Below are 15,041 nucleotides of genomic sequence, written 5' to 3' on the forward strand. Positions count from 1 at the left end.
GGCATGCACAACTTCATCGCACTCATTCCGCGCTTCATCGAAGCAATGGGCATCACGCTCGAAGTGAGCGTGCTTGCGGCGCTCATCGGCATCGTCGCGGGCTTCGCGCTCAACGCGATGCGTCTCGCGCTCGGCCGTCCGTTCGCGCTCGCTTATGGCGCGTTCGTGTGGCTGGTGCGCGGCACGCCTTATCTGTCTCAACTCGTGATCGTCTATTTCGGGCTGCCAGTCATCGGCATTACCTTGTCGGCCGTGCAAGCCACGATTCTTTCGCTCGCGTTCTACTCGAGCGCTTACTTTGCAGAACTGTTTCGCGCTGCCTGGGCGTGCGTTCCGCGCGGCCAGCTCGAAGCCGCAGCCGCATTCGGCGTGAGCCGGCGCGACGCCTTTCGCTCCATCGAGTTGCCGCAGGCGCTCGCGTTCGCCGCGCCGCTGATCGCGAACCAGACCATTCTCGTCATTAAGGAGAGCGCGGTCGCGTCGATCATCACCGTGCCCGAATTGACGATGACGGCAAGCGATATCGTCGCATCGAGCTACACGTATATCGGTCCGTATGCGCTGCTGATCGCATGTTACTGGCTGCTCACGCAAGCCGTGTCGCTGATCGCGCAGGCGGCCACTTCCCGCATTTCGTTTCTGAAGAAGACATCATGAGCGACCTTCCCATTCTCAAGCTGCAAGCCGTCGGCAAGTCGTACGGGGAGAACCGCGTGCTCAAAGGCATCGACCTCGATGTCATGCGCGGCGAGATTGTCACGCTGATCGGGCCGTCCGGTTCGGGCAAGACCACTGCGCTGCGCTGCATGAACTTTCTCGAGGCCTACGACGAAGGCGAAGTGTGGATCAAAGGCCAGTTGCTGGGCTATCGATCGAAAGGACGCACGGCGAAGGACCGTGACAGCGAAGCCAGCATTGCCGACGTGCGCCGTCCCATTGCGATGGTCTTTCAGCAATTCAACCTCTGGCCGCACATGAGCGCGCTGGACAACGTCGCGACGCCGCTCGTGCTCGCCAAGAAGATGAGCAGGCGTGACGCGCGCGAGAGGGCGCAGGCCGCCCTCAGGCGCGTGGGCCTCGAACACAAGGCCGATGCCTATCCCGCGCGACTGAGCGGCGGACAGCAACAGCGCGTGGGCATCGCGCGGGCGCTGGCCATCGAACCCGAAGTGATCCTGCTCGATGAGCCTACGTCCGCACTCGATCCCGAACTCGTCGAGGAAGTGCTCAACGTGATCCGTTCGCTCGCGCAGGATGGCATGACGATGGTGATGGTCACGCACGAAATGAGCTTCGCCGCCAAGATCTCCGACAAGGTTGTGTTCATGGAGGCGGGAAAAATCGTTGAAGCCGGACCGCCCGCGCAACTGTTCGGCAATACGCGCACGCCGCGTTTGCAGCAATTCCTCAAACCGTGGCTCGAACGCAGCCTTGCGATTGCAGGCGAAGGAGCGACGTCGTGATCGCAAGACAAATAGCGGACGCCGTGAACCAAGACCGTCTCCTCGAATCGATCGATACGCTCGCCACTTTCGGTGCACGCGACGACGGCGGCGTGGACCGGCCCGCGCTCGGCGAACGCGATATCGAAGCGCGGCGCTTTCTGATCGAGCGTGCGCGCGCCCTCGGATGCGGCGTGCACGTCGACGCCTGCGCGAATCTGTTCTTCCGGCGCGAAGGCGATGCAGCACTTGCGCCGGTGATGACCGGCAGCCACATCGACACGCAGCCGACCGGCGGCAAGCTCGACGGCTGTTACGGCGTGCTCGCGGGCTTCGAAGTGCTCGCCGCAATGAACGATGCGAACGTGCGCACGCGCCGCCCGCTCGAAGTCGCGATCTGGACCAACGAGGAAGGCACGCGCTTCTCTCCGGGCGCGATGGGATCGAGCGCGTTCGTTGAGCCGTCGCGTATGGCGCGTTATGCGGACGTGCGGGATTCCGAAGGCATGACCTTGAGCGCGGCGCTGGACCATCACCGAAGCGCGTTTCCCGGATTGCCCCAACGCGCCCAGCATGAAGTCGCACATGCTTTTGTCGAACTTCACATCGAACAGGGCCCGCAACTCGAAGACGCCGATGTGCCGCTTGCCGTCGTCAGCGGCATTCAGGGCGTGCGCTGGTACGCGCTTCACGTGCAAGGCAGCGCAGCCCATGCAGGCACCACGCCGATGCCGCTGCGCCGCGACGCGATGACGCTCGCCATTGCGCTGCGTCAGGAGCTCGATGCCATCGCGCACGAACTCGGCCGCGCCGATACGCGCGTCACTTTCGGCCGCTGGAGCATCGAGCCGAACTCGATCAACACGATCCCGTCGGCGGTGAGCTTCACCATCGACTTCCGTCATCCGGAAGCGAGCGTGCTGGCCGCGTTCGACGAGCACGCGCACGCCATCGTGCAACGTCATGGCGCGCGCATCGAAGCATTGTTCACGCATGCGCCCGTCGCTTTCGATGCGTCTGTATTGTCGTGCATCGACGGAGCGTGCCGCGCACTCGATGCCCGCGCGCTGCATCTGACCTCGGGCGCGTTCCACGACGCGATGTATCTCGCGACGCATTGCCCGAGCGGGATGATCTTTGTGCCGAGCATCGACGGCATCAGCCACAACCCCGCCGAAGCAACGGACGCCGGACATCTCGCGCTCGGCGCACGCGTGCTCGCCCATTGCCTCACCACACTCTGCAACGACTAAAGGAGCCCATATGAACGCCCCCGCAACCACCCTCGCAAGCGCCGAAGACAACGGCCAGGAAAACGGCGTGAACGCCACGCTGAACGAACCGATTTCGCCGGACGGGACGCCTGAAATCGGCAGGACGTACACGGTGCCCGCGCGTTGCGGCCGCGCGGTGCGCGTGAAGGCGGGCCAGACCATCCGCATCGCGAATCCGCACGGCACTCAAGTGTGCGATACGTGGATCTTCAACGCGCAACATCTGAACGAATTCCTGTCGTTCGAACATACGCGCGCGTTCATCGACAAGATCATTCCGCAGCCGGGCGATCCGCTCGTGACCAACCAGCGACGCCCGATCGCAGAACTGGTCGCAGATACTTCGCCCGGCGTGCACGATACGCTGATCGCCGCGTGCGATCTGTATCGCTATCGCAATCTCGGTGTCGAGCATTATCACGACAACTGCGCGGACAATTTGCGGCTTGCGCTGAAGGCTATCGGTCTGCGCACGAAAGAAGTGCCCCAGCCGTTCAATCTGTGGATGAACATTCCAGTCAAGCCGGACTATTCGATCGACTGGCTGCCGCCCGTGTCGAAGTCCGGCGATTACGTGGATATCAAGGCCGCGATGGACTGCGTCGTGGTCATGTCGGCGTGCCCGCAGGATATCATTCCGATCAACGCGCTCAACCCGCTCGAAGTCGAGTTCACGGTGCTCCCGTAAGCGCGCCCTTCTCCTTTCGATGGTGTTCATTCGTGGCCAGCAAACGACCTTCCTCACCTGCAGCGCGTACTTCTCCTAAAGCCGACGCCGCGCCGGCCTCCGCCGCCGATGGCCTCGGCACGCGTCTGCGTCATGCGCGCATGGTGCGGCAGATGACGCTCAAGGTGCTCGCGGGAGCGGCGGGTTGCTCGGAAAGTCTTCTGTCGAAGGTCGAAGGCGGCCACGCGACGCCATCGCTCGCCACGCTGCACAAGCTCGCCATTGCGCTCGACACCAACATCGCGGCGCTGCTGTCCGCGCCGGCCCTCACGGCTTCGCCCGTTCAGCGCGCGAGCGAGCGGCCCTCGGTGCGCTTTCCGGGCACGCGAGCCGCTCCGGCGGCCGACAAACGCAGACGTGCCGAGGGCTCCATCCTGCTCGAACGACTCGTCGTGCCGAGTCCGGGCCAGTTGCTTCAGGGCGATATCCACGTTCTCGAACCGCTCGCGCGCAGCGACGAGCAGATTCATCACGTCGGCGAAGAGTTGGGTTATGTGCTCGAAGGCGAACTGGAACTCACGCTCGGCGATCAGAGCTATTCGCTCAAGGCGGGCGATTCGTTCTATTTTCCGAGCACCGAGCCGCACAGCTATCGAAATCCGGGCGATACGGTCGCGCGCATTCTGTGGGTCAACACGCCACCCACGTTCTGATCACTGAACTCCTATCATGGCCAGCACCGATCTTTCGCAGATGCAGTTGCCGCGCTTCGCGGGCATTCCCACTTTCATGCGCGTGCCGTTCGAGCGCGATCTCGCGGCGCTCGATATCGCGCTGGCGGGCGTGCCCTTCGATGGCGGCGTCACCGCGCGTCCGGGCGCGCGCTTTGGCCCGCGGGAAATCCGCAATATGTCGACGATGATGCGCGCCATCCATCACGTCACGCGCTTCAATCCGTTCGAAGCGTGCCGCGTGGCCGATATCGGCGATGTGCCCTTCGAGCATCTGTACGATCTCGAAGCCGCGCACGCCGATATCCGCCGCTTTTTCGAACCCGTGTTCCGTGCTGGAAAAATGGCGCTGATCGCGGGCGGCGATCACTCGATTACCTATCCGGTCTTCCAGGCCATCGCGCCGAAGCAACCGCTCGCGCTCGTGCATATCGATGCGCACACCGACACCTGGGACGCGTTCAAAGGCTCAAAGTTTACGCACGGCGCACCGTTCAGACGTGCGGTCGAAGCGGGTTTGCTCGATCCCACGCGTACTATTCAGATCGGCATACGCGGCGCGCAGAATACCGACGAAGGCTGGCGTTATTCTCTGGATCACGGCATGCGCGTGGTGTTCATCGAAGAGTTCGAGGAACGCGGGCCGGCGGCGATTGTAGAAGAAGCGCGACGGGTGGTGGGCGATGCGCCCGTCTATCTTTCGCTCGATGTCGATGGTCTCGATCCCGTCTTCACACCCGGCACCGGCACGCCGGAAATTGGTGGGCTGACGACGCGCGAAACGCTCGCGCTTTTGCGTGGGCTCGACGGGCTGAACTGGGTCGGCGGTGATGTGGTGGAAGTGTCGCCGCCGTATGATCCGAGCGGCAACACCGCGCTTGTCGCCGCAACCATGATGTACGAGATACTGTGTCTGTTCGCGGCACGTCAGGCGCGATCGAGCCGACGCTAGCACAGCTTCTGCTCGGAAGTTTAGAGAGCGGGTCGGACCGTTGGCGGCGTAGGTTCTGTACATTGGCTCATCAACAATGCCGTGCTCCTGTATCGAATCGAGTGAGCGGCTGGACCCCACGGGTAGCGTCGGTCTACCGGACTTCGTTTTGCTTTGCATGTCCCGGCGCCGCTTTTTCGGTACGAGTAACTCACGTAACGATTCCCACGTAATCGTGAACAGTTCAGCACGCGCTCGTCGAACGCAATTTTGGCTCGATCAATCTCTTTCGGCATCTTGACAGCCTGTAGCCTCGCCAGGCGGACAAGGATAGAGTTTAGGCTCCGTCGCATTCTCCACATTTCAGCAAGGCGCGTCAGGACATGGTTTCAAAGATCATTTGGGTCCTATTGCCGCTTTCGATGTATGCACTGTATGTCACCGTGTCGACGTGGCGCGGACGGACACCGTCGCGTCAGGCGCTCAATGTGCAAACCAGCCTGCTGTTGATCGCCTACCTGTTGACGACGGCAAGTCTCGGTGTGTTCTGGGTGGCCAATCAGCAGTTGCCGGTGTTCGACTGGCACTACCTGTTTGGCTACTGCACGCTGCTGCTTGTCTCCGTGCACCTGGTTTTCAATCTGCCGGCCGTGTTCCGCTGGCTGCGGCTCGCACCGTCCCAGCCAGCGCAGCAGTCCACCCGCGGTGGCAGGCACGGCCCGGTCGCGGTCGGCAAGGCGCTGACCGTCCTCGCCGCTCTCGGCATGGCGTTCTTCCTCGGCACGCGTCACGGCGCCAGCGAAGTCGCCGTCCGCTGGACCAACGCCTCCGAAGCCGGATCTGGACCAGTCGACGCCGTGGCCCGTTATCACGAATTCTCGTCCGAGTCGCGCAGCCGCGTGTTCCAGCGCGCGCCGGGGGTCGAATGGGGTGCACCGCCGCCCGCTTTCAAGCGCTACCCCGACGTGCCGCACATCGCCCTCGCGCGCGACAGGACCCACGAGCGCGGCCTGAGCGACGCGCTGCGCGCGCCCTCGTCGCGCGAACGGAGCCTGAGCGTTGCCGAGTTGGGCGAGATGCTATACCTCTCGGCCGGCATCACGGCGCGGCGCGGCGGCCTGGCGTTGCGCGCCTCTCCATCTTCCGGCGCGCTGTTTCCCAGCGAGCTCTATGTCCTGGCACACAAGGTCGAGGGCTTGCCGGCCGGGCTTTATCACTACGACCCGGAGCACGATCGGCTCGACGCGCTGGGCGCGGCTCCGCTCGCACTCGGCGCGCCTCAGGCAGACGGCGCCGACGCGGTCGTGGTGCTGACTGCGGTGTTCCGCCGCACCGGCTACAAGTACCGTGACCGGGCCTACCGCTATGCGGTTGCGGACGCTGGCCACTTGCTCGAGAATCTGCGGCTCGCGGGGCATCAGGCAGGAATGCGCGCGACGCTCGTCGCGCGCTTTGACGAGATGCTGGCCGCCAAAACCATCGGTGTTGATGGCCTCGAGGAAGGCGTGCTCGCCGTCATGGATCTGCGGCCCGCACCCAGCGCCGTGGACTCCACCGGCGAAGCTTTGCGCGCGCGCTTCGCAGCGCCGCCGGTTCCCTCCGGCCTGACAATCGGGGTGACGGGCATGGTGCACCGGGCCACGTCGCTGCAGCTATTGCCCGACGAGGCGGGCGCCGGGCATATCGCGCTACCGGCGCCTGAGCCCGCCGCCGCAGGCGTGACCGACACGATAGTCCAGCGGCGGAGCCAGCGGCGCTTCCTCGACGATGCGGTGCCGCTCGCGACGATGTCATCGATGCTGGCCGACATGGCGCTGCCGCCCCAGCTATCGGGCGCCATCCGTATCAATCTGGTCGTCAATCGTGTCGAAGGGCTTCGGCCGGGCGTGTATCGCTACCTGCCTCAGCACGCGCTGGTACGGGTGCGCGACAACGATTCCGCCGCTGCGGCTCAGGCGGCCGCATTGTCGCAGGACGTGATCGGCAACGCCGCCGTCGTGCTGGTGCTTTCCGCCGATCGCGCGCACATGCTGGCGGAAGGTGCGCGTGGTTATCGCCATGCCTTTATCGAGGCGGGGATGCTGGGCGAGCGCTGGCTGCTAGGCGCGGTCGCGCGCGGCTTGGCCGCCTGCCCGGTGGGCGGGTTTTACGACGACGAAGCGGCGGCCCTGATCGATGTCGATGGGCAAAGGGAATGGGTGTTGCACTTCGCGGCGCTCGGCGTGTCGACGGGAACGTAGAAGGCTCGCGCATGCTGACGGACGCGCTCGGGCCCACGCGCAGGTGCGCGAAGCGCGTCTCGAGGGTATGACAGGAACCGCTCACACGCGCTGGGCGACACACGGGGCGCACTCCCCGACATGCGAGGCACGCCGAAAAGCGCTTCATAGGTGACCAGCGAACGACGCCATTGAAGCCCCGCCCGAGCCGGAGCGTTGTGTCATTGTCGTGGACGAAGCGCTGCCGCCCGGCAAAGCCTCGAACGCCGCCGCAGTGGTGGCGTTCACGCTGGGCCAGCGCACAGCCATCTCGACCATTCCGTCAAAACCTTTCGAGCGGATGCACTGTGTCCCTGGTAGCCCGACGATCGTCGTCGAGTGAGTCTCATTCGATGATCGCGGCCGCGAATTCAACAACGGGCGCAAGGGATCTTGAAATGACGAATATCTTGGAGCTTCACGGTGCTCCGTCCGGCAACTGCATCCGCGCAGTGATCGTTCTGGAAGAAGCCGATTTGCTCTACACGATTCGATTCGTCGATCTCGCGACTCACGAGCAGAAGCAATCCGCACATCTGGCGCTGAACCCGGCGACAAAAGCACCTGTTTTGGTCGAGCAGACACAGGACGAAGCACCGTTCGTCGCAACCCGGTCAAGCTCGATCGTCTGCTACGGTGGAAAAGCGGCCGGTCGCCTGCTACCGGAAGATCATCGAATTCGCGCGTCGTTGACGACGACGAGTCATTCGGTCGATTTCGACGATGACCAACCTGATCGTGAAACCGATGAAAAGCGTTGCATCGGTTGGTGAAAGGCCTGGCCCGCAGCGCACGGCCATGCGCCATCACATCCGAAAGCGGTCACGCGTCGTCACGTAGTCGCTCGCGCCGAAGCGTCCCACCGGAAAGTAATGCTCCAGGCGGACGCGCCATGTATCGATATCGATGAGTTCGTCACGCGCATGAAGCATCAGCACGCGTCCGATGAAGATGTGGCGGCTCGCCGTTTCGAGCGTCTCCCATAACGCGCACTCGAACGCGACGGGCGCCTCGGCGATGCGCGGCGGCCTCACGCGCGTCGAGGCAAGCGTGCTCAAGCCCACCTGTTCGAGCTCGGAGACATCCGGGGCGAAGCGTTCGCCGCAGCGATGCATCTGCTGCGCGATGGCTTCATCGGCGAGATGCACGACGAACTCCTTTTCGCGCGGGACATTCACCGCGGTGTCCTTCAACGTCCCGTCCGCCAGCCGGTTGATGCTGATCATGACGATGGGCGGCTCTTCGCCCAGCATATTAAACATGGAGAACGGCGCGGCATTCACGGTGCCGTCCGCGCCGAGCGTCGTGACGAGCGATATGGGCCTCGGCACGATCAGACTCGCCATTAGCTGGTAACGCTGGTACTCGGTAATTGCTTCGAAATCGATTTCCATGTCACTCCACTGCGGTTCGTTGCGCGGGATCGATGCCGAGCAGATGCGCGAGTCCGTTTGCGCCCGGCATGCGCGATGTCTCGATGCGCGCCTCCAGGCTGCGCAGATGCGCCATCATGTGCGCGATCGCGCCCGCGGCATCGCGCGCTTCGAGGTGATCGAGGATGGCGGTGTGCTCGTCGTGCTCGCACGGCGCGTTGCCGGCCGGCTCGTAAGCGCCGACGATCAACGAGCAGCGTGAGATCAGTTCGCTGAGATAGTGTTCGAGGATCGCATTGCCCGCAAGCGTCGCAATACGCAGATGAAAAGCGCTCGCAAGCCGCGCCCACGATGGCTGATCGAAGCGATGCATCGCCTCGTGTTCCTCGTCGAGTTGTCCGCGCAACGCGGCGATATCGGCGGCGCTCGCGCGCTCCGCCGCGAGTTCGACGAGCGCACGCTCGACCGAACGCCGCGCCTCGAAAATCGCGCGCGTCTCCTCGCGGGTCGGCTGCGCGATCACCGCGCCCCTGTTCGGACGCAGCACGACGATGCCGTCGTATGCGAGCTTTTCCAGCGCGCGCCGCACCGCCGCGCGGCCCACGCCGAACAGCGCGCATAACTCGGGCTCGGGCAGTTTCGTGCCAGGCGCGAGCCTGCGATTGAGCACGCCTTCGAAAATCGACCGATAGACGCGCGCGTCCGCGCTCTCCTTCCCGCTCTTCATGCGGCCTGCGCCGGCATGGGCACGGCTTCTTCGACATGACGCGCGACCGCCCCGGGCGTCGCGAGCCAGATGTCCTCGCGCGCCGCTGCGATATGCGCCAGCGCACGCCGCAAATGCCGCAACCGGTACGGCTGCCCGACGATATACGGATGCAGCGCGATGCCCATCACGAGCGCCTGCGGCGTGCGCGCGCGCAGCGTCTGCTCGAGCATCTCGTCGAACTGGTCGATGATCATATCCGCGAAGTCGCGCATGTCCATGTGACGCGCCATGATCATCGGCAGGTCGTTCAGCTCCTGCGGATACGGAATCGACCACAGCGGGCCGCCGCGCGTGTTCATGCGTACGGGCCGGTCGTCGTGACACCAGTTGAGCGTGTAACGGAAACCCGTCTCGGCGAGCAGGTCCGGCGTGCGATGCGATTCGGAGATCCACGGCGAGAGCCATCCCGAAGGCGCTGCGCCGGAGCATTCGAGCATGCGTGCGCGGCAGTGCGAGAGCAGCGCGCGTTCGCCGTCTTCGTCGAGATCGCTCTGGCGCTGCGCGTTCGTGTGACCGTGCGCGATGAGTTCGTCGCCACGCGCGGCGCATGCTTCGACGAGCGCGGGACAGTGATCATAAAGCGACGTATTGATGAGCGTGCCCGCGGGCAGGTCGAGCGCATCGAACAGTTCGATGCAGCGCCACGCGCCCACACGATTGCCATACTCGCGCCAGCTGTAATTGAGCACATCGGGCTGCGGCGACAACGGCCCGAGCGCAGCGCCCAGCCCCTCGCCGAACGCGAAGTGTTCGAGGTTGAAGCCGAGATAGACCGCGAGGCCCGCGCCGTTCGGCCAGCGATATCCATCGCTTTCGTGGATCGGCCGATAGTCGAAGCGTCCATGCGTCTTCAACGGAGCGAAGTCGTTCATTGTCGAGTGTGATGAACCGGTTTGGTTATGTCGTGCCCCATAGCGGACCTGATCCGCACCTCGATCGCACACGCCAGGCGTCTGCAGATGCTGACGATCGGGGTCCGTGATCGTGTGCAATATGCGCGCCAATTCGTCGACACCTGCTGTCAGCGTATGTGGCAGCGTTCTGGTCGTGCGGCTCGACCGTGCGCCCGCGCACGAATGGCATATGTCTTGCAATGGCTTGCCCGCTGTATTCCATCAGCGTCTTCAACAGGACAAGCCTTCATGGTTCAACCGGCATCCACGGTGGTTCGCGCGAGCCCGGCCGATATCGAGCTCGTGCATGTTTCGAAGCGCTATGGCGATGCGCTCGCCGTCGACGCCATCGACCTGCGCATTCCCGGCGGAGCGTATTGCTGTCTGCTCGGGCCGTCCGGCTGCGGCAAGACGTCGACGCTGCGCATGATCGCGGGCCACGAATGGGTCTCCGAAGGCGATGTGCTGATCGGCGGGCGCAATGTCACGCGCGAGCAGCCGGTCGCGCGCGGCACGGCCATGGTGTTTCAGAGCTATGCGCTCTTCCCGCATCTCTCGGCGCTCGACAACGTCGCTTTCAGCCTCAAGGTGCGCGGCGTCGCGAAGGAAGCCCGCAGGAAGCGCGCGGGCGAACTGCTGGAACTCGTCGCGATGTCGGCCTACGCGAGCCGCAAGCCTGCGCAACTCTCGGGCGGACAGCAGCAGCGCGTTGCGCTTGCGCGAGCGCTCCTCAACGAGCCGCGCTGCCTGCTGCTCGACGAGCCGCTGTCCGCGCTCGATCCCTTCCTGCGCGTGCAGATGCGCGCCGAACTCAAGCGCTGGCAGAAGGAACTCGGCATCACCTTCGTGCACGTCACGCATTCGCAGGAGGAAGCGATGGCGCTCGCGGATCTCGTCGTCGTGATGAGTCACGGTCATATCGAGCAGAGCGGCACGCCTTTCGACGTATTCAACCGGCCGCGCACGGAATTCGTCGCGCGCTTTCTGGGCGGTCATAACGTGCTCGCCTCGAGCGGGCGGCTCTTCACGGTGCGCGCGGATCATCTGCGCATCGCGCCGCAGGGCGTCGCGCCCGGCACGAGCGCGGGCAACAGCGGTCTTCTGCGCATCGGCGGGCTCGCGTGCACGGTGCGCGAAGCGGAGTATCAGGGCACGCATCTGCGCATGACGCTCGATCCGCTCGACGGCTCTCCCGAGCTCGTCTCGATGATCAGCGACGCCGACTACGACGCGCAACGCGCCGGCCCCGGCGCGCGCGTGACGGTGTGGTGGGACGAGCAGAACGCGCATCCGCTCGCCGCGTGAACTCAGGCATTCACAACTTTAAATTCGAGGAACGTCCATGAACGACGAACAAGCCAGCGCACGCGAAGCAGACACCAAGAACGCAGGCATTTCACGCCGCACGTTCATCAAGGGCGCGGTGGCGGCGGCGGGCATCGCCGGGTTTCCGTATGTGCACGCGCAGGAGAAGATCACATTGCGCTATCTCGGCACCGCGGTGAACCAGAGCGCGGAGATCGCGAAGAAGTTCAAGGAAGATACGGGCATAGAGATTCAATACATTCCCGTCACGACCGACGACGTGACCAAGCGCATCATCACGCAACCCAATTCGTTCGATATCGTCGACACCGAATACTTCTCGCTCAAGAAGCTGATTCCCGCCGGTACGCTCGCGGGCATGGATGCGAAGCGCATCAAGCTCGCCGACAAGATCACGCCCGTATTGACCAAGGGCGAGGTGAACGGCAAGAAGATCGGCGATCAGGGCACCGCGCCGAAGAAGGTGATGTTCCTCAAGGGCGCGCGCTCGACCGAGTTCAGCGCGACGCCCACCGAATGGATGACGCTCATCCCCACGACGTACAACGCGGACACGCTCGGCATCCGCCCGGATCTGATCTCGCGGCCCGTGACGACATGGGCCGACCTGCTCGACCCGCAGTTCAAGGGGAAGGCCGCGCTGCTCAACATTCCGGCCATCGGCATCATGGATGCGGCCATGGCGATCGAGGCGACGGGTCACGTCAAGTACGGCGACAAGGGCAACATGACGAAGGCGGAGATCGACCAGACCATCAAGGTGCTGATCGAAGCAAAGCGCGCGGGACAGTTCCGCGCGTTCTGGCGCGACTTCAACGAGAGCGTGAATCTGATGGCGTCGGGCGAAGTGGTGATCCAGTCGATGTGGTCGCCCGCCGTCACCAAGGTCCGCACGATGGGCATCGCGTGCAAGTTCCAGCCGCTCAAGGAAGGCTATCGCTCGTGGGCCTCGGGCTTCGGCTTTCCCCGTTCGCTGCAGGGCAAGAAACTCGATGCCGCGTATGAATTCGTCAACTGGTTCCAGGACGGCTGGGCGGGCGCGTATCTGATGCGCCAGGGTTACTACCCCGGCGTGACCGAAACGGCCAAGTCGCACATGCAGGCCTACGAGTGGGACTACTGGATGGAAGGCAAGCCCGCGGCGCAAGACATCAAGGCACCCGACGGCCAGTTGCTGGAGAAGGCCGGCACCGTGCGCGACGGCGGCTCGTACAGCCAGCGCATGGGCGCGATCGCCTGCTGGAACGCGGTGATGGACGAGAACATCTACATGGTCCAGAAATGGAACGAGTTCATCGCCGCATAAGGGAGCGCCGCTCACGATGGCTTCAGTCGAATATCTCGAGCAGGCGAAACAGACGCCGGTGCGTCACCGGCGCGTGAGCGCGTGGCTGCAGGCGACGCCCCTCACGCTGACCTTCCTGCTGTTCTTCATCGTGCCGCTTGTGATCACGCTGATCGTGAGCTTCTGGGACTTCAACGAATATCAGATCATCCCGGCCTTCACCCTGAAGAACTACGCGGCGATATTCGACGGCTGCGGTTCGTCCACGGACGTGTGCGTGACCTTCAAGACGTACTGGTCGACACTCAGGTTCTGCGCGATCGTGTGGGCGGTGACGCTCGTGCTCGGCTTCGCGCTCGCGTACTTCCTCGCCTTTCACGTGCGCACGACCGCGATGCAGACCGTGCTGTTCCTCGTCTGCACCATTCCGTTCTGGACCTCGAACGTGATCCGCATGATCTCGTGGATTCCGCTTCTCGGGCGCAACGGACTCGTAAATCAGGCACTGATGTCGGCGCATCTCGTCGACCGGCCGATCGAATGGCTGCTGTACTCGAACTTCTCGGTCGTGCTCGCGTTCGTGCATCTCTACACGTTCTTCATGATTGTGCCGATCTTCAACGCGATGATACGCATCGACCGTGCTCTGCTCGAAGCGGCGCGCGACGCCGGCGCGAGCGGCTGGCAGGTCATCCGCGAGGTGGTGCTGCCGCTATCGAAGACGGGCATCGTGATCGGCTCGATCTTCGTCGTCACGATCGTGATGGGCGACTTCCTCACCGTGGGCGTGATGGGCGGACAGCAGATCGCCTCGGTCGGCAAGATCATCCAGGTGCAGACCGGCTACCTGCAGTTCCCCGCCGCGGCGGCCAACGCGATCATCCTGCTTGCCGTCGTGCTGATGATCGTGTGGGCGCTCACGCGCGTCGTCGATATCAGAAAGGAGCTGTGACATGGCGGGTGCAATCGCGCATCGGGAACATCGGCCCGCGAGCTTCTACTGGCTCTCGCTCCTCTTCGGGCTATTCGTGCTGTTCCTGTACGGGCCGGTCATCACGATCTTCATTCTGTCCTTCCAGGGTCCTGAAGGCGGTCTCACCTTCCCGATGCGCGGCGTGTCGCTGCACTGGTTCGCGGCGTTGCGCGACGGCGTCGGAGATATCGACATCTGGGCCGCGTTCGGACGCTCCGTGAAGCTCGCGCTCGCAGTAACGGTGCTGACCGTGCTGTTCTCACTGAGCGCGGGCCTTGCGTTCAGGCGGCGCTTTCGCGGCGATACCGCGGTGTTCTATGTCTCCGTGGCGAGCCTCATCATGCCGTCGATCATCGTATCGCTCGGCATCGGCCTCACCTTTCGCCTGCTCGATACGCTCATCAAATATCTGGCGAACGAATGGGGCTTCCAGTCGTTCGCGGATGGCTGGGCCACGTCGATGGGTCTCTTCACCTCGGCGCTCGGTGCGCATCTCACGTGGACGCTGCCGTTCGGCCTGCTCGTGATGTTCGCCGTGTTCAACCGTTTCAATCCCGCATACGAGGAAGCGGCGCGCGATCTCGGCGCTTCGCCGTGGCAGTCGTTCAAACACGTGGTGCTGCCGATCATCGGGCCTTCCGTGATCGGTGTCGGCATGTTCGGCTTCACGCTGTCGTGGGATGAAATAGCGCGAACCTCGCAGGCGATAGGCGACCAGAACACGCTGCCGCTCGAATTGCAGGGCTTGACGACATCCGTGACGACGCCCGTCATCTACGCGCTCGGCACGGTGACGACGCTGATGTCGCTTGCGGTGATGGTCGGCGGCCTGTTGATCGTGAGATCGATTGCAAAGCGCCGAAAGCTCGTCAACTGAAGGGCCTACGTCAGTTCGAGCACCCGCTCTCCCGCCACAAACGCGCTTCGGCCCGAACGCCTTCTGCGCGGCGAGCACGCCGTCGAGTCCGAATCCATCCAGCCCTTGTCCGTCTTCGAGCCGGGAATGAGCACGCCGACACGCATCGCGCCATCGGCGACGTACGCATCGGAGAGAAGGTTGCAAGCTCAACCTTGCAGCTCGCGATACTGCTCGCCCGCTCGAATATCTGCGCAAGACCA

General features: G+C 63.8%; 16 protein-coding genes. 13 read left to right on the forward strand and 3 right to left on the reverse strand.

Features of this window, described 5'->3' with window-relative positions; genetic code table 11:
- The first annotated feature begins 3 nt into the window (after positions 1-3).
- The 9 genes from NCS58_RS33695 (at position 4) to NCS58_RS33735 (ending at position 8,076) form a co-directional block, all read left to right on the forward strand.
- Positions 4-657 (forward strand): amino acid ABC transporter permease, encoded by a 654-nt coding sequence (locus NCS58_RS33695; RefSeq protein ID WP_061117009.1) that lies wholly within the window; start codon positions 4-6, stop codon positions 655-657.
- Positions 654-1,463: an amino acid ABC transporter ATP-binding protein gene (locus NCS58_RS33700; RefSeq protein WP_061117010.1), complete on the forward strand. Its 810-nt coding sequence runs from the start codon at positions 654-656 to the stop codon at positions 1,461-1,463. The genes NCS58_RS33695 and NCS58_RS33700 overlap by 4 nt, the downstream gene beginning before the upstream one ends.
- Positions 1,460-2,695, forward strand: coding sequence for a M20 family metallo-hydrolase (locus NCS58_RS33705; RefSeq protein WP_061117011.1), 1,236 nt, complete (start codon positions 1,460-1,462; stop codon positions 2,693-2,695). The genes NCS58_RS33700 and NCS58_RS33705 overlap by 4 nt, the downstream gene beginning before the upstream one ends.
- Positions 2,696-2,705: 10 nt before the next feature.
- Complete coding sequence (locus tag NCS58_RS33710) at positions 2,706-3,404, forward strand: DUF1989 domain-containing protein (protein ID WP_061117012.1); 699 nt, start codon at positions 2,706-2,708, stop codon at positions 3,402-3,404.
- A 140-nt stretch (positions 3,405-3,544) separates the two neighbouring features.
- The gene (locus NCS58_RS33715) at positions 3,545-4,096 is read left to right on the forward strand and encodes a cupin domain-containing protein (RefSeq protein WP_061117013.1); all 552 of its coding nucleotides are present in this window, start codon (positions 3,545-3,547) and stop codon (positions 4,094-4,096) included.
- 16 nt (positions 4,097-4,112) lie between these two features.
- Positions 4,113-5,066 (forward strand): agmatinase, encoded by a 954-nt coding sequence (gene speB, locus NCS58_RS33720; RefSeq protein WP_250478515.1) that lies wholly within the window; start codon positions 4,113-4,115, stop codon positions 5,064-5,066.
- A gap of 362 nt (positions 5,067-5,428) precedes the next feature.
- Positions 5,429-7,285 (forward strand): SagB/ThcOx family dehydrogenase, encoded by a 1,857-nt coding sequence (locus tag NCS58_RS33725; protein ID WP_250478516.1) that lies wholly within the window; start codon positions 5,429-5,431, stop codon positions 7,283-7,285.
- 202 nt (positions 7,286-7,487) lie between these two features.
- Positions 7,488-7,646 carry a hypothetical protein gene (locus tag NCS58_RS33730; protein ID WP_311394693.1) on the forward strand — a complete coding sequence of 53 codons (159 nt, stop codon included), beginning with the start codon at positions 7,488-7,490 and terminating at the stop codon, positions 7,644-7,646.
- A 55-nt stretch (positions 7,647-7,701) separates the two neighbouring features.
- Positions 7,702-8,076, forward strand: coding sequence for a glutathione S-transferase family protein (locus tag NCS58_RS33735; RefSeq protein ID WP_061117016.1), 375 nt, complete (start codon positions 7,702-7,704; stop codon positions 8,074-8,076).
- A 33-nt stretch (positions 8,077-8,109) separates the two neighbouring features.
- Here NCS58_RS33735 and NCS58_RS33740 read toward each other — a convergent pair whose 3' ends face one another.
- From NCS58_RS33740 to NCS58_RS33750, 3 genes are read right to left on the reverse strand one after another with little or no spacing between them, the layout of a single operon-like run.
- A complete protein-coding gene (locus tag NCS58_RS33740) occupies positions 8,110-8,697 on the reverse strand; it encodes a flavin reductase family protein (protein ID WP_061117017.1) in 588 nt (195 codons plus the stop codon).
- Between the two features lies 1 nt (position 8,698).
- Entirely contained in the window at positions 8,699-9,403 is a 705-nt protein-coding gene (locus NCS58_RS33745; protein ID WP_061117018.1) for a GntR family transcriptional regulator, read from the reverse strand.
- Entirely contained in the window at positions 9,400-10,317 is a 918-nt protein-coding gene (locus NCS58_RS33750; protein WP_061117019.1) for a polysaccharide deacetylase family protein, read from the reverse strand. Before NCS58_RS33750 ends, NCS58_RS33745 begins: the two co-directional genes overlap by 4 nt.
- Before the next feature lie 270 nt (positions 10,318-10,587).
- Here NCS58_RS33750 and NCS58_RS33755 point away from each other — a divergent pair, with 270 nt between their 5' ends.
- Genes NCS58_RS33755 through NCS58_RS33770 form a run of 4 tightly spaced genes read left to right on the forward strand, consistent with a single transcriptional unit; the run spans position 10,588 to position 14,799 of the window.
- The gene (locus NCS58_RS33755) at positions 10,588-11,643 is read left to right on the forward strand and encodes an ABC transporter ATP-binding protein (RefSeq protein WP_061117020.1); all 1,056 of its coding nucleotides are present in this window, start codon (positions 10,588-10,590) and stop codon (positions 11,641-11,643) included.
- Between the two features lie 37 nt (positions 11,644-11,680).
- On the forward strand, positions 11,681-12,970 hold the full coding sequence (locus tag NCS58_RS33760; protein ID WP_061117021.1) for a PotD/PotF family extracellular solute-binding protein: 1,290 nt from the start codon (positions 11,681-11,683) through the stop codon (positions 12,968-12,970).
- A gap of 16 nt (positions 12,971-12,986) precedes the next feature.
- The gene (locus tag NCS58_RS33765) at positions 12,987-13,901 is read left to right on the forward strand and encodes an ABC transporter permease (protein ID WP_061117022.1); all 915 of its coding nucleotides are present in this window, start codon (positions 12,987-12,989) and stop codon (positions 13,899-13,901) included.
- Position 13,902: 1 nt separating this feature from the next.
- On the forward strand, positions 13,903-14,799 hold the full coding sequence (locus NCS58_RS33770) for an ABC transporter permease (RefSeq protein ID WP_061117023.1): 897 nt from the start codon (positions 13,903-13,905) through the stop codon (positions 14,797-14,799).
- The last annotated feature ends 242 nt before the right edge of the window (positions 14,800-15,041 follow it).

Origin of the sequence: Caballeronia sp. INML3B, from assembly GCF_023631305.1 — a bacterium.
Taxonomy (GTDB): Bacteria; Pseudomonadota; Gammaproteobacteria; order Burkholderiales; family Burkholderiaceae; genus Caballeronia; species Caballeronia turbans.

Excerpts from the sequence above, each read along its gene's own strand:
- NCS58_RS33765 (WP_061117022.1), top strand. The coding sequence starts at position 12,987 with ATGGCTTCAGTCGAATATCTCGAGCAGGCGAAACAGACGCCGGTGCGT.
- NCS58_RS33770 (WP_061117023.1), top strand. The coding sequence starts at position 13,903 with ATGGCGGGTGCAATCGCGCATCGGGAACATCGGCCCGCGAGCTTCTAC.
- NCS58_RS33710 (WP_061117012.1), top strand. The coding sequence starts at position 2,706 with ATGAACGCCCCCGCAACCACCCTCGCAAGCGCCGAAGACAACGGCCAG.
- NCS58_RS33695 (WP_061117009.1), top strand. The coding sequence starts at position 4 with ATGCACAACTTCATCGCACTCATTCCGCGCTTCATCGAAGCAATGGGC.
- NCS58_RS33745 (WP_061117018.1), bottom strand. The coding sequence starts at position 9,403 with ATGAAGAGCGGGAAGGAGAGCGCGGACGCGCGCGTCTATCGGTCGATT.
- NCS58_RS33700 (WP_061117010.1), top strand. The coding sequence starts at position 654 with ATGAGCGACCTTCCCATTCTCAAGCTGCAAGCCGTCGGCAAGTCGTAC.
- NCS58_RS33735 (WP_061117016.1), top strand. The coding sequence starts at position 7,702 with ATGACGAATATCTTGGAGCTTCACGGTGCTCCGTCCGGCAACTGCATC.
- NCS58_RS33755 (WP_061117020.1), top strand. The coding sequence starts at position 10,588 with ATGGTTCAACCGGCATCCACGGTGGTTCGCGCGAGCCCGGCCGATATC.
- NCS58_RS33715 (WP_061117013.1), top strand. The coding sequence starts at position 3,545 with ATGGTGCGGCAGATGACGCTCAAGGTGCTCGCGGGAGCGGCGGGTTGC.
- NCS58_RS33750 (WP_061117019.1), bottom strand. The coding sequence starts at position 10,317 with ATGAACGACTTCGCTCCGTTGAAGACGCATGGACGCTTCGACTATCGG.
- NCS58_RS33760 (WP_061117021.1), top strand. The coding sequence starts at position 11,681 with ATGAACGACGAACAAGCCAGCGCACGCGAAGCAGACACCAAGAACGCA.
- NCS58_RS33725 (WP_250478516.1), top strand. The coding sequence starts at position 5,429 with ATGGTTTCAAAGATCATTTGGGTCCTATTGCCGCTTTCGATGTATGCA.
- speB (WP_250478515.1), top strand. The coding sequence starts at position 4,113 with ATGGCCAGCACCGATCTTTCGCAGATGCAGTTGCCGCGCTTCGCGGGC.
- NCS58_RS33740 (WP_061117017.1), bottom strand. The coding sequence starts at position 8,697 with ATGGAAATCGATTTCGAAGCAATTACCGAGTACCAGCGTTACCAGCTA.